Source organism: Streptococcus sp. UMB0029 (genome assembly GCF_002871495.1).
Taxonomy (GTDB): domain Bacteria; phylum Bacillota; class Bacilli; order Lactobacillales; family Streptococcaceae; genus Streptococcus.
The window spans coordinates 103,623-116,354 of record NZ_PNGD01000002.1 but is presented as its reverse complement, the minus strand read 5'-3'; the positions used below and the strand labels follow the sequence as shown (position 1 = coordinate 116,354).

Genomic DNA, 12,732 nt, shown 5'->3' with positions numbered 1-12,732 from the left:
TGAAATGATTTCCTGTCATTTCAGAGCATTTTTGTTAATCGCATAAGTTTTCTTTTGTATGCCTTGAATAGTCCTCTATTCAAGGTATATTTTTTTGGAGGTAGTGAGATGAGCGACTCAGAATATATGAAATTAGCAATAAAACTGGCACAAAAAGGGGCTGGTTACGTCAATCCCAATCCTATGGTCGGCGCAGTTATTGTAAAAGATAATCACATTATCGGACAAGGATATCATGAGTTTTTTGGCGGCCCACATGCTGAGAGAAATGCTCTTAAAAACTGTAGAGAATCCCCTGTCGGAGCAACGCTTTATGTAACACTTGAACCCTGTTGTCACTTTGGGAAAACACCTCCTTGTATAGATGCTATAATCGATAGTGGTATTACAAGAGTAGTCATTGGAAGCCTAGACTGTAACCCTATTGTATCTGGAAAAGGAGTAAAGATACTTGAGGAAAATAATCTTCAAGTTACTGTTGGAGTTTTAGAAAATGAGTGTCTTAACTTAATAAAAAGTTTTAGAAAGTACATTACCCAGCATGTCCCCTATGTTTTTATGAAATATGCAATGACAATGGATGGAAAAATAGCCACTAAAACAAATCAATCCAAATGGATTACTGGAGAAGAGGCAAGAAAGCATGTGCATCAGTTACGACACCATGTTAGTGCGATTATGGTAGGAGTCAATACTGTTATTCAAGACGATCCTTTGCTGACATGTAGATTGGAGGAAGGGAAAAATCCTGTCCGCATCATATGCGATACACATTTACGAACTCCTCTTACCTCTAAAATCGTAAAAACAGCAAATGATATTAAAACTTATATTGCTACTTCCTCTGAAGACAAAAATAAAATGAAGCTATATCAAAATCATGGCTGTGAAATACTTTCAATAAAGAAAAAAGGCAATCATATAGACTTATCGAGTTTAATGCAACATCTAGGAAACATGCAGATTGATAGCCTACTTCTAGAAGGGGGCAGTCTAATGAATTGGAGTGCTTTGGAACAACAAATTATTGATGAGCTAAAAATATACATTGCACCAAAAATTTTTGGAGGCAGTGCCAAGTTTCCTGTCGGAGGTGAAGGTGTTTCCTTACCCAATGACGCTATTATGCTGAAACCTTATGCTTTTTCTCAAATAGGAAATGACTATCTCATAGAAAGTGAAGTGATTTACCCATGTTCACAGGAATAATTGAAGAAATCGGAAAAGTTGAAAGAATAGAGAAAAATTCTCGTAATTGTAAACTATCGATTAAAGCCTCAAAAATATTAACGGATATCCATTTAGGCGATAGTATAGCAGTAAATGGTATCTGTCTTACAGTTACTCATTTCAATCATCAAGCCTTTACAGTTGATGTAATGAATGAAACATGGAGTCGAACAGCTCTTACTCTATTAAAACATGGAAGTGAGGTAAATCTAGAAAGAGCCTTATCTGTCAACGGTCGACTTGGAGGTCACGTCGTTACAGGACACATTGATGGTACAGGAAAAATCTCGTCAATAAAAAAAGATGATAATGCTGTATGGTATCAAATCAACACACAAAAAGAAATTTTAGATTTAATAGTTGAAAAAGGATCTATTACAATTGACGGCATTAGTCTGACTGTCGCTAAAGTCTCCAAACTAAACTTTTCAGTATCTGTTATCCCTCATACCTTGGAACAAACCATTCTTAAGAGTAAACAAGTCGGGAGTACAGTAAATCTTGAAAATGATATCTTAGGTAAATATGTGCAAAAACTGATGGATAATTCTCCAAAATCAGAAATATCTAAGGAACTATTATATCAAAATGGATTTTAGCAGAAAGGATGATCAGTCAATGGAATATCGAAAAATACAAGAAGCATTAGAAGCATTGCAGAAGGGACGACTTGTTCTTGTTATAGACGACAAGGATAGAGAAAACGAAGGAGACTTAATTTGTTCTGCACAAGCAGCTACAACTGAAAATGTTAATTTCATGGCTACTTATGCCAAAGGATTAATTTGTATGCCTATGAGCGAACGTTTAGCTAATCAATTAATGCTTTCACCTATGGTTGAAAACAATACAGATAATCATAAGACTGCTTTTACAGTTTCAATTGATTATAAAGAAACGACCACAGGTATTTCTGCCGAGGAAAGAGGACTGACCGCACGTATGTGTGTAGCTGAAGATATAAGACCCTCTGATTTTCGCAGGCCAGGACATATGTTTCCTTTAATTGCGAAAAACGGTGGTGTTCTAGAAAGAAATGGACACACAGAAGCAACTGTTGATCTATTAAAATTAGCAGGACTAAAAGAGTGTGGCCTATGTTGTGAAATAATGAATCATGATGGCAAAATGATGAGAACAGATGATTTAATTCAGTTCTCGAAGAAACACAACATTCCACTAATCACCATCAAAGAATTACAAGAATATAGAAAAGTATATGATCAGCTGGTAGAACGAGTTTCAACTGTCAATATGCCTACTAGATACGGTAATTTTAAAGCAATTAGCTATATAGATAAACTAAATGGGGAACATCATCTTGCTCTTATTATGGGAAATATAGAGGATGAAGCCAATGTATTATGTCGGGTCCACTCTGAATGTTTAACAGGAGATGTTTTAGGCTCTTTACGGTGCGATTGTGGACAGCAATTCGATAAAGCTATGAAAATGATTGCTGAGAATGGTTCGGGTGTCTTACTTTACTTGCGACAGGAGGGACGAGGAATTGGACTTATCAATAAATTAAAAGCCTATCATTTACAAGATCAAGGAATGGATACGCTTGATGCCAATCTTGCATTAGGCTTTGAAGGTGATTTAAGAGAATATCACATTGGAGCACAAATGCTTAAAGACCTGGGACTACAGTCACTACATTTACTGACAAATAATCCTGACAAGGTTAAACAGTTAGAAAAATATGGAATTACCATTTCCAGTAGAATACCAATCGAAATAGAAGCCAATCCTTACGATAGTTTTTATTTAGAAACAAAGAAAAATCGAATGGGTCACATTTTAAATATGGAGGAAAAATAAATGAACACTTATGAAGGTAATTTAGTAGCGAATGATATTAAAATAGGTATTGTTGTAGCGAGATTTAATGAATTTATAACGTCAAAATTATTATCTGGAGCACTTGATAATCTCAAAAGAGAGAATGTAAACGAGAAAGATATCGAGGTAGCCTGGGTTCCAGGAGCTTTTGAAATACCACTGATTGCATCAAAAATGGCAAAAAGTAAAAAATATGATGCAATTATCTGCTTGGGAGCTGTCATTAGAGGTAGTACAAGTCATTATGATTATGTATGTAGCGAGGTATCTAAGGGAATCGCCCAAATCAGTTTAAATAGCGAAATCCCAGTTATGTTTGGTGTGCTAACGACAGATACAATTGAACAAGCCATAGAACGAGCTGGCACTAAAGCAGGAAATAAGGGTTCTGAGTGTGCACAAGGAGCTATTGAAATGGTCAACCTAATCCGTACATTAGACGCTTAGAACAGACTCTACTTTTAGACGAATAAAGAAACTTGGCAAAATCGCAATTTAATACTCTATGAAAATCATAGGGCAAACTAGGAAGCCAGTCGCAGATTGGTAAAACACAGCTTTGATGTTACAAACAAAACTGGCAAAATTAGCTCAAAACACTGTTTTGAGATTACATATAAAACTGACGTGGTTTATACCCAATGAAAATCAAAGAGCAAACTAGGAAACTAGCCGCAGGCTGTACTTAAGTACGGCAAGGCGACGTTAACGTGGTTTGAATTTGATTTTCGAAGAGTATTAAATAGATTTTCGACGAGTATTCGGAAAAAAGCAAATATTTCCATGATAAAACGCATAGAATCAAGGTTTTTGAACACCTGATTTTATGCGTTTTTCTGATTTTGAAAATTTTTCCCAGACTTTTTGTACTTTTATACTCAATGAAAATCAAAAATCAAACTAGGAAGCTAGCAGCAAGCTGTACTTGAGTACGGTAAGGGGACGCTGACGTGGTTTGAAGAGATTTTCAAAGAGTATTAATATTTCCCTAATTCACGAAGACTAGTGTGATTTTCCTGAATGCGTCGGAACATCTTTTCCATATCCGACTTTGTAAAATGCACCAAAACAGGACGTCCATGGGGACAATTATAGGGATTATCACATTGAGAGAGCTGATAAAGGAGCTGTCTAGCTGAATGATCATCGATACGATGGTTGGCCTTGATAGACCGTTTGCAGGACATCATAATAGCCAACTCTGCTCGGTATTTCTTGATAGAAACTTCCTTGGTCAAGAGCAACATATCGCACATTTCATAGATGCCTGACTCGATTTCTTCCTCTGCCATCCAAATAGGATGTTCACGTAGGATGAATTGATTTTCCCCGTACTCTGCTAGAAAGACACCCACTTCCTCCAAAAGTGCCATTCTTTCCTTGAGACGCAGGGCATCATCCGCTGGAAATTCAAAGATATAGGGTACTAGGAGTTGCTGTTGACTTTGGTCAACATTGCCAATGCTTTCACGGTACTCCTCGTACTTGACTCGTTCCTGAGCTGCGTGCTGGTCTATGATGTAGAGCCCATCTCGCCCTTGGGCAAAGAGATAGGTTCCATGCATTTGCCCGAAAAATTCCAACTCTGGGAAGCTTGATGATTCTTCTCGCTCCAGCTTATCATAGGCCTTATCAAGACTCGCAAGGTCTAACTCTGGATGGTCTAGTTGGTCATAATTAGCAGGCTTTCTCTCTGCAAAATGCAGTTTTGCTGGCTTGGTCAATTGGTCCAAGGTTTCTTTGGCAAATAAAGTCAAATCCTGTCCTTCATCAGTCAATTCTACCTGATAATCAGCCACCTCAGCTTGACTAGGTCTTATCGGCTCTGTTTTTTCATAGTAGAGAGTATTTTCTTTGAGTGGGAGAATGGTCTGCTCCACCTTTTGACGATTGCGTACAGTCGATTTGGCAAGATTTTCCAAGGCATCAGGAATCAAAGTTTGCTCCTTGAGACTATTTGCAATAGCTTCTGAGACCAAGGCCATCAGTTCTTTTTCTTTGGAAATCCGCACCTCTTGCTTGGTTGGATGCACATTGACATCCGCTAGATAAGGGTCGATATGGATGTGAATGACAGCCAGTGGAAAACGGCCTACCATGAGCTTACTTCCGTAACCATCTAAAATAGCACGATTGAGTAAAAAGTTCTTGATATAACGGCCATTGATGAAGAGACTGATATAATTGCGATTGGCCCGAGTTAACTCAGGCAAGGACACAAAACCTGAAATTTCGAAATCTAGGTCAGAATTCTCAATTTCAATCATCTTCTTAGCACTCGCCAAACCGTAAATCCCTGCGATAGCTTGGCGCAGTTGGCCAGTACCAGCTGTCCGCGTCATTTCCTTACCATCACTAATCAAGCTGAAAGAAATCTCAGGATGGGCCAAGCCCAGACGGTTGACAATATCAATGATATGAGACAGCTCCGCTTGCTGACTCTTCATATACTTAAGGCGGGCAGGCGTGTTGAAAAAGAGGTCCTCCACACAAACCTTGGTTCCCACTGGACTGGTCGCTGGGATGATTTCTTCTACTTCTCCCCCACGCGCGACCAGCTTGGTCCCGTGACTTGCACCATCCACCGCCGTCAACAGAGTCAGTACACTGACAGACGCGATAGAAGGCAAGGCTTCACCACGAAAACCAAGCGTCCGAATCCGAAAGAGGTCTGCTTGATTTTTTATCTTACTGGTCGCATGACGACGCAGGGCCAATTCCACCTCATCGTGGGCAATTCCATGACCATTATCTGTGATTTGAATCTTCTTGAGACCAGCTTCCTCAATCTCAATGATAATCTGACTAGAGGCAGCATCAATGGCATTTTCTACCAGCTCCTTAACAACGCTAGCTGGACGCTCGATAACCTCTCCAGCTGCAATCTGGTTTGCCAGCACCTCTGGCAATTCAATAATATGAGACATCTTCCAGCCCCTTTCTGTATCTATTTTCCTAGAAATTGATAGTGCTATTATACCATATTTCAGACAGGACAGAAAAGCAAGCGCCACATAGGAACCAAATCCCTCCACATAGACAAAGTCCCTTGCAAGGGGCTGAAAAATAGTGTTTAATAAAGGTGTACAAGAAGTGATCACAATTTTGTATGAAAAACAAGGAGAGAAATTTATGAAAGTAGAACTACAGATTAGTGAGACTTACGAAGAGGAAAAGCTGATTGTTCAAGCACCTCAAGAAACCGATAAAATCCAGAAAGTCATCGAGTTCGCAGAAAATCTGGATCTAACAGAAAAAATCAAAGGGAAAATCGATAATCAGGTCTATCTCGTTGAGATTGGTAAGATACAACGCTTCTATATCGAGAATCGGAAGGTTCTAGCAGAAACAGCGAGTCAGACCTACAGCATTGATTTGCGACTCTATCAGGTCCTTGAACTTTTGCCAAGCAATTTTATCCAAATTTCCCAATCAGAAATCGTCAATATCGACTCTATCTCTCATCTCAAGCTTACCCCCAACGGTCTGGTAGAAATCTTTCTAAAAAACGAAAGCTTCACCTACTCTTCACGCCGTTACCTAAAAACCATCAAGGAGAAATTAGAACTATGAAAAAACAAATCTTCCACGACGCAGCTACTGGTGTCCTCATCGGCCTCATCCTCTCTATCATCTTTTCACTCATTTATGCACCAAATACCTACGCTCCACTTAGCCCTGAATCTCTCGTCGGCCAAGTGATGACCCAACATCAGGTTCACGGTGCCTTGGTCTTGCTCTACTGCACACTGATCTGGGCAGTCATCGGTATTCTCTTCAACTTTGGCAAGCGATTATTCAGCCGTGACTGGAGCTTGCTCCGTGCAACTCTGACCCATTTCTTCCTTATGCTAGTAGGCTTTATCCCATTAGCAACCCTAGCAGGTTGGTTCCCCTTCCACTGGATTTTCTATCTCCAACTCATTATTGAGTTTGCGATTGTCTACCTCATCATTTGGACTATTTCCTATAAAAGAGCATCAAAAAAAGTAGACCATATCAATCAACTCTTGGAGCATAGAAAGTAAGAGTTCTGATAAAACTGCTTGGAATAATAAAAAAGTCAAGCCTAAGCTCAACTTTCCAACTCATACAAATCTGCAATAATCGCTGCGACATGTTTGATATCTCCCAGCATACCACGCATTTCAAAGTCAGCCAATACAGGGAATCCAAAACGCTCACTATATTGCTTGGCTGTCAGGCAGTATTGGTTATTAAAGTTACGATTTCCTGAACCAACCACACCAAAACATTTACTAGCATTATCACCATAGGCGATAAAATCCCCTACTGGTGTCGTCAAAATCTCGACATCTCCGTTATCAACGCCATTTCCACCTTCTAGGTAGGTCGGCAAAAAAACAACATAAGGATGGTCCATCTCATAGAAATCTTGGCCTTCTTTGACCAAATCTTTGATATGAATCTTTTGGACCTCAATCCCCTCGTACTGGGACAAGAGATAGTCTTTCAAGCGTGTCACAAAACTCTCAGTATTCCCACTCAGACTGATATAAACTAAAGAAATTGTCTTCATATTTACCTCCATGATTTTATCTATAATCGAAAAATAACTACCAAGATTGTATCTTGATAGTTATTTTTTGTCAATACTTAGGCAAGTTCTTCTGTTTCTTCTTCAGCCAAGGCTTTTTGTTGACGCCAAATCTTATAGAAGACTAGTGCTAGGAAAAGAACATTGATGACGATATAGAAAATGCTAACAGCTTTTGAACCAATACCCATTGTCAAACGTATGGTCTCATCTTGAACTAACTGCAAAGCGTCTTGGAAACCAACATAGCCATAAATCGAACCAATAATAGCTAGCAAAACATAGCCAACGTAAGTATAGTTTGCATATTGCAAATTCTTACGAATAAGGAAGACAATGGCTACTACCACTAAAATAGCAGATAGCACAATCAAGGCAACATTAAAAATAGAATGAGATGCTTCTGCTACTCTATAGGTGTAATTAAGCTGGTCTTCTAATTGCTGAGCACTGACCCCTGCAGCCTGTTTCTGAGCGGAACGAAAGGCTTCTTTGCTAGGCAAGGGACTCAAAATTCCAAACAGAGACATAGCTGAAATAAGGGCAGACAAGATTAACAAGACCCATAGATAAATCGGTTTCTTTTTCATGATAGAACCTCCTGATATTATTATTTATATTATAGATTATAGCACTTTTTGTAAAGGGATACAAATCTTATAGTATCGTTTCTACCTGTTTTCGGTAGGCTTTGGGAGACTTTCCGTACAATTTTCGGAACACTTTATAGAAATATCCAACGTTACTGTAACCAACAGCATAACAAATATCTTCGATACTGTCACTAGTCGAAAGCAAGAGTTGTTGGGCAGCCTTAATGCGTTGTTTATTGAGCAATTCAGCAAAGGTCGAATTGGTTTAAGCAATACAGTAAAACGATTTAAAATTAACAAATCTATAAAAAATTTAGTTTCATACTCAATGAAAATCAAAAAGCAAACTAGGAAACTAGGAAACTAGGAAACTAGCCGCAGGCTGTACTTGAGTACGGCAAGACGACATTGACGCAGTTTGAATTTGATTTTCGAAGAGTATGACAAGCAAACAATAACACTTTCTCCCCATTTACAATCCCATCAAACCATGGTACAATAAAAATTATGAAAAATTTATCAGGAGACAATTCATGAAAAAATCTATCTTAACTACACTGCTTTTTGCAGTTCTCTACTTCCTCTGCATGGGGATTGGTGTCCTTTTGGGCAATCTCTTTGACCAAACTGGAAACATGTTTTATGCGCCTGCCTTTACTGCCCTTATCGGCGGTAGCGTCTATATGATTCTGGTCGCAAAAGTTCCGCGCTTTGGAGCCATTACCACTATCGGCCTTGTCATCGCCCTCTTTTTCTTGGGGACTAAACACGGTGCTGGTGCCTTCCTTCCTGGAATTATCTGTGGCCTCCTAGCAGATGGAATAGCTCATTTAGGAAAATACAAGGACCAAACAAAGAATTTCCTTTCTTTCCTTATTTTCGCCTTTAGCTCAACTGGTCCAATCTTACTTATGTGGATTGCACCCCAAGCCTATATGGCAACCCTTCTAGCAAGAGGAAAATCACAAGAATATATTGACCGTATCATGGTCGCGCCAAATCCTGGAACTATCCTTCTATTTATCGTAAGTATTGTCATCGGAGCCCTAGTGGGTGCCTTGATTGGACAAGCCTTAAGTAAAAAATTGGCACAGAAAATCTGATTACTTAAAAAGAGCCGCACGGCTCTTTTTATTTATGGCTCAAGACTTAGTCAAGAAGTCTCCCAAGAATTGGATTGCAAAGATAATCAAAATGATAATGATGGTTGCCAAGATAGTTACATCGTGATTGTAGCGGTTAAATCCATAAGCGATGGCTACGTTACCGATACCACCAGCTCCAACCGCACCGGCCATAGCTATTTCCCCAACAAGGGAAATCAAGGTCACAGTCGTCACACGAATCAAATCTGGCAGACCTTCTAGTAATCCTGAGCTTTCTAGGCTAAACTTTTTTACCTGAAAAACTTCTTTTTTCTAAGGATAAAATGAATCCTATCACACTCCCTGCTAAAAAGACCCACCAACAAATCCTGATATCTTGTAAAGCTAAGAAAGAAAATATAGACATCCCTAAGGGTAATGTTAGGGAAAAAATCATACTCAAGAGATTATTACTTCTAGCTAATACATCCGCACTCAAATTAGACAGTAACAGAGTATCTAATTTAGGCATTGATTTCGACATTAAATACATGACAAAAGCTAAGCAAACAACACCTACTAGAGGAGAAAAATCTAAAATATTAGCAGTAGCAAGTAATACAAACAGGATTGCATTGAGCGATAGTAAACTTGAGAAAGACAATTTCCCAAAATAATCATGGGGAGTTAGGCTACCAAGAATAGCTCCTCCCAAGCTGACACATTCAATTAAAAATAGGGCTTGAGCATAGCTGAGATGGTAGATAGTATGGTCTAATAAGTAAAAGTGATAAATACCTCCAACAGCTCCTCCCAAAGTATTCATCACTAAGATGACAAGGATCATTCTAAACAATGATTTACTTTCTCTCTGTCTAAATATATTATCCATGTCCGCATAGATTGTCTTAACTTGTTGAAGTAAACTAATAGGCTCATTCTCTACCGTTACAGACAAATGCGTCAATTCTCTGCTATTTTTGAACAAAATGAGAGAAGATAGTAAAAAGAAGCCAGCATTCACAATTGCAACAAAAGAAAAATTTTGATTGCTGGTTGTGAGTAGCCACACTCCTAAGGCTTGACCTCCTAGATTTGATAAATAGGAAACAAACTGAGTAAAGGAATAAGCTTCATAGAGCTTATCTTCAGAAATATTATGCTGGATAATCGGCATACGAAGACCTGCTGTATAATCTGATAAAATATCTGAACAGATATTAACCATACAGATAACAGCAAACGTTACTAAGTTCTGATCATGAATCACACTAGCAATCAAAAGAAATAGCAGACTTTGCACACAACCAACCCAGATAATTGTCCCTGCTTTATTCCGAGTATGATCAGCCTTAATCCCAACATAAAAAGTAAATAGGAAAGGTAAAATCGTAATCATATTAGCCATAAATACAGCTATATTTTTAAAGGGTAGACTCGCAGCATAAACGATAAATACCAGATTATAAATATAAGCTCCACTTGAGCTCAAAAACCTCGATAAGGTAAGTATCCTAAATAAATGATGTTTTAAAAATAATTTCATAACAGACCTTTCTCACATTTCAAAGAGTATTCTATTGAATTCAGTCTAACAAAAAAAGCGGGAGTCCCCACTTTTTTGTAATATATTTTTTCTGAAAATAGGAACTCTAGCTTCTAGATACTAGAATTATCAATCCATCCACGAGGCTATTTATTTTTCATCGGTCGATGTATTTGGAATATATTACAAATCTTTATTTGAAAGCTGATTTGCAAAATAGTTTTCATAGTATCTTGCACCACCTACATACTCTAAATCTTGTAAGATTGTAATGCCTCTCTGGATTTTTTCAAGACCCTTATTTTCTACTTTAAAAATAGTATCATAATACCCTTTAGCAATCATATAAATAATTTTAAGATAGGCTTCAGACTCTGGCAATTCTCGTTTTTCAATCTGAAAAACAAAATAGTCTGCTTTTAATTTATCCTTTTCCTCTATCGCTTTAAAGAGTCCATTAATCAAAATGGTATCAATGCCGACTTTGTTACTAGGTAAAGAGCCTAATAAATCTGTCTTTTGTAACATCTCCCTAGAATATTTAAAATAGAGGGGCAGAGGGAACAAAGTAGAAATCGTTGAAAATAGTTCCAATTCATAATTTCCCCAGATGTCAATAGTAAAAAAATAGTCATAGAGAAAAGTCAGTTCTTCATCCGTTGCTCTTATTTCTGAATCAAAAAACACAAGAAGGCTTTTGATACGAATCATTTGTAAAAGATAGCTTGTTTCACCACTTGATCTATACTTTTGAGTCGTCTCTTCATACAAGGAATGGAGAGAATCAATCCCTTCTCTATCATATAAATCCCAAAGATTTTCTTGAAAAGCCAAAACCTTTTTCTGAGAAAAACCACGTACCAAGTACATAAATTCATTCAAATCAGAGTGGATGTTATCTAAGGCAGTAATCAATTTCATAGATGATAGGTCTGCTTCTCCACGCTCAAATTTGCTCAGCATGGAATAAGTAAACTCTCCTCCCGTCGCCTCCTGTAGAGATACATTCCGACTCTTTCTCAATTCTTTAAAAACTTCTCCCAGATTTTGCATATTGACTCCCCACAATTCTTAACTCTCTTACTCATAAAAGTAACAATTGATAGCAACCACTACAGAGAATTTTAAGTCTTGGCTATACGACAAATCCTGTGAATTGATGTATAGATGGCCTAGTTCTCTTTACTTATGACTCAATTTCTTGGTCAATAAATCTCCCAAGAATTGGATTGTAAAGATAATCAAAATGATAATGATGGTTGCCAAGATGGTCACATCGTGATTGTAGCGGTTAAATCCATAAGCGATAGCTACGTTACCGATACCACCAGCTCCAACCGCACCGGCCATAGCTGTTTCACCGACTAGTGAAATCAAGGTTACAGTCGTCACACGGATCAAATCTGGAAGGCCTTCTGATAGGTAAACACCTACGATATCCCAGAATGTCGCTCCGCTAGCTTGAGCCGCCTCAATGACACCACCATCTAGCTCAGCCAATACCACCTGTACTTGACGGGCAAAGAAGGCAAAGACTGCAAAAGATAGGGGTACAATAGCCGCATTTGGACCAATGCTTGTTCCTACTATTAGATGAGAGAAGGGTGACAAGACTGCCAAGAGAATGATAAATGGTACCGCACGGAAAATAGAGGTAATCTTATCCAAAATCCAAAAAACAACTTTATTTTCCAAAACACCACCCGGCGCTGTCAAGACAAGGAAAAGACCTGCAACAAGCCCCAAGAACCCTCCGATGATGAAGGAAAGAACTGTCATATAGAGGGTTAGGTAGATGGCTGTTCCCCAGCCTGCTTGACCAGCCCAACCCATTTTATAGACATTTGGTAAATAGGTTTGAATCAATGATTCCAT

Annotated in this window: 13 protein-coding genes and 2 pseudogenes; 7 read left to right on the top strand and 8 right to left on the bottom strand. The window is 38.4% G+C overall.

The genetic code is table 11. The features are described 5' to 3' along the window. The first annotated feature begins 108 nt into the window (after nucleotides 1–108). From ribD to ribE (CJ239_RS01570), 4 genes are read left to right on the top strand one after another with little or no spacing between them, the layout of a single operon-like run. Complete coding sequence (ribD, locus tag CJ239_RS01585) at nucleotides 109–1,209, top strand: bifunctional diaminohydroxyphosphoribosylaminopyrimidine deaminase/5-amino-6-(5-phosphoribosylamino)uracil reductase RibD (RefSeq protein WP_102210315.1); 1,101 nt, start codon at nucleotides 109–111, stop codon at nucleotides 1,207–1,209. Beyond that, complete coding sequence (ribE, locus tag CJ239_RS01580; protein ID WP_102210314.1) at nucleotides 1,194–1,829, top strand: riboflavin synthase; 636 nt, start codon at nucleotides 1,194–1,196, stop codon at nucleotides 1,827–1,829. Before ribD ends, ribE (CJ239_RS01580) begins: the two co-directional genes overlap by 16 nt. A 19-nt stretch (nucleotides 1,830–1,848) precedes the next feature. After that, on the top strand, nucleotides 1,849–3,054 hold the full coding sequence (locus CJ239_RS01575; RefSeq protein WP_102210373.1) for a bifunctional 3,4-dihydroxy-2-butanone-4-phosphate synthase/GTP cyclohydrolase II: 1,206 nt from the start codon (nucleotides 1,849–1,851) through the stop codon (nucleotides 3,052–3,054). After that, nucleotides 3,055–3,522 carry a 6,7-dimethyl-8-ribityllumazine synthase gene (gene ribE / locus CJ239_RS01570; protein ID WP_001099498.1) on the top strand — a complete coding sequence of 156 codons (468 nt, stop codon included), beginning with the start codon at nucleotides 3,055–3,057 and terminating at the stop codon, nucleotides 3,520–3,522. Between the two features lie 530 nt (nucleotides 3,523–4,052). On the opposite strand, the gene mutL is transcribed toward ribE (CJ239_RS01570), so the two are convergent. Further along, the gene (mutL, locus tag CJ239_RS01555; RefSeq protein ID WP_102210312.1) at nucleotides 4,053–6,002 is read right to left on the bottom strand and encodes a DNA mismatch repair endonuclease MutL; all 1,950 of its coding nucleotides are present in this window, start codon (nucleotides 6,000–6,002) and stop codon (nucleotides 4,053–4,055) included. Nucleotides 6,003–6,207: 205 nt separating this feature from the next. Between mutL and CJ239_RS01545 the strand changes: the two genes are divergently transcribed. Further along, entirely contained in the window at nucleotides 6,208–6,648 is a 441-nt protein-coding gene (locus CJ239_RS01545) for a LytTR family DNA-binding domain-containing protein (protein ID WP_102210311.1), read from the top strand. After that, nucleotides 6,645–7,103, top strand: coding sequence for a DUF3021 domain-containing protein (locus tag CJ239_RS01540; RefSeq protein WP_102210310.1), 459 nt, complete (start codon nucleotides 6,645–6,647; stop codon nucleotides 7,101–7,103). The genes CJ239_RS01545 and CJ239_RS01540 overlap by 4 nt, the downstream gene beginning before the upstream one ends. A gap of 47 nt (nucleotides 7,104–7,150) precedes the next feature. On the opposite strand, the gene nrdI is transcribed toward CJ239_RS01540, so the two are convergent. The 3 genes and pseudogenes from nrdI to CJ239_RS01525 form a co-directional block, all read right to left on the bottom strand. Further along, the gene (gene nrdI, locus CJ239_RS01535) at nucleotides 7,151–7,615 is read right to left on the bottom strand and encodes a class Ib ribonucleoside-diphosphate reductase assembly flavoprotein NrdI (RefSeq protein ID WP_102210309.1); all 465 of its coding nucleotides are present in this window, start codon (nucleotides 7,613–7,615) and stop codon (nucleotides 7,151–7,153) included. A gap of 77 nt (nucleotides 7,616–7,692) precedes the next feature. After that, entirely contained in the window at nucleotides 7,693–8,223 is a 531-nt protein-coding gene (locus tag CJ239_RS01530) for an ABC transporter permease (RefSeq protein WP_102210308.1), read from the bottom strand. 67 nt (nucleotides 8,224–8,290) lie between these two features. Further along, nucleotides 8,291–8,491, bottom strand: a pseudogene (locus CJ239_RS01525) (helix-turn-helix domain-containing protein); the annotation flags it as partial. A gap of 268 nt (nucleotides 8,492–8,759) precedes the next feature. Here CJ239_RS01525 and CJ239_RS01520 point away from each other — a divergent pair. Beyond that, nucleotides 8,760–9,329 (top strand): MptD family putative ECF transporter S component, encoded by a 570-nt coding sequence (locus tag CJ239_RS01520; protein WP_102210307.1) that lies wholly within the window; start codon nucleotides 8,760–8,762, stop codon nucleotides 9,327–9,329. 28 nt (nucleotides 9,330–9,357) lie between these two features. Here the strand turns inward: CJ239_RS01520 and CJ239_RS01515 are convergent. From CJ239_RS01515 to CJ239_RS01500, 4 genes and pseudogenes are all read right to left on the bottom strand, one after another. After that, a pseudogene (locus CJ239_RS01515) lies at nucleotides 9,358–9,596 on the bottom strand (ABC transporter permease); the annotation flags it as partial. 16 nt (nucleotides 9,597–9,612) lie between these two features. Continuing rightward, the gene (locus CJ239_RS01510; RefSeq protein WP_102210306.1) at nucleotides 9,613–10,857 is read right to left on the bottom strand and encodes a transporter; all 1,245 of its coding nucleotides are present in this window, start codon (nucleotides 10,855–10,857) and stop codon (nucleotides 9,613–9,615) included. A 183-nt stretch (nucleotides 10,858–11,040) separates the two neighbouring features. Then, on the bottom strand, nucleotides 11,041–11,910 hold the full coding sequence (locus CJ239_RS01505) for a helix-turn-helix domain-containing protein (protein WP_102210305.1): 870 nt from the start codon (nucleotides 11,908–11,910) through the stop codon (nucleotides 11,041–11,043). Between the two features lie 129 nt (nucleotides 11,911–12,039). Next, the gene (locus CJ239_RS01500; RefSeq protein WP_102210304.1) at nucleotides 12,040–12,732 is read right to left on the bottom strand and encodes a methionine ABC transporter permease; all 693 of its coding nucleotides are present in this window, start codon (nucleotides 12,730–12,732) and stop codon (nucleotides 12,040–12,042) included.

Coding starts and splice junctions, on each gene's coding strand:
- CJ239_RS01530 (WP_102210308.1), bottom strand. CDS start 8,223: ATGAAAAAGAAACCGATTTATCTATGGGTCTTGTTAATCTTGTCTGCC.
- ribD (WP_102210315.1), top strand. CDS start 109: ATGAGCGACTCAGAATATATGAAATTAGCAATAAAACTGGCACAAAAA.
- nrdI (WP_102210309.1), bottom strand. CDS start 7,615: ATGAAGACAATTTCTTTAGTTTATATCAGTCTGAGTGGGAATACTGAG.
- CJ239_RS01545 (WP_102210311.1), top strand. CDS start 6,208: ATGAAAGTAGAACTACAGATTAGTGAGACTTACGAAGAGGAAAAGCTG.
- CJ239_RS01540 (WP_102210310.1), top strand. CDS start 6,645: ATGAAAAAACAAATCTTCCACGACGCAGCTACTGGTGTCCTCATCGGC.
- CJ239_RS01520 (WP_102210307.1), top strand. CDS start 8,760: ATGAAAAAATCTATCTTAACTACACTGCTTTTTGCAGTTCTCTACTTC.
- ribE (WP_102210314.1), top strand. CDS start 1,194: ATGTTCACAGGAATAATTGAAGAAATCGGAAAAGTTGAAAGAATAGAG.
- mutL (WP_102210312.1), bottom strand. CDS start 6,002: ATGTCTCATATTATTGAATTGCCAGAGGTGCTGGCAAACCAGATTGCA.
- CJ239_RS01510 (WP_102210306.1), bottom strand. CDS start 10,857: ATGAAATTATTTTTAAAACATCATTTATTTAGGATACTTACCTTATCG.
- CJ239_RS01505 (WP_102210305.1), bottom strand. CDS start 11,910: ATGCAAAATCTGGGAGAAGTTTTTAAAGAATTGAGAAAGAGTCGGAAT.
- CJ239_RS01500 (WP_102210304.1), bottom strand. CDS start 12,732: ATGGAATCATTGATTCAAACCTATTTACCAAATGTCTATAAAATGGGT.
- ribE (WP_001099498.1), top strand. CDS start 3,055: ATGAACACTTATGAAGGTAATTTAGTAGCGAATGATATTAAAATAGGT.
- CJ239_RS01575 (WP_102210373.1), top strand. CDS start 1,849: ATGGAATATCGAAAAATACAAGAAGCATTAGAAGCATTGCAGAAGGGA.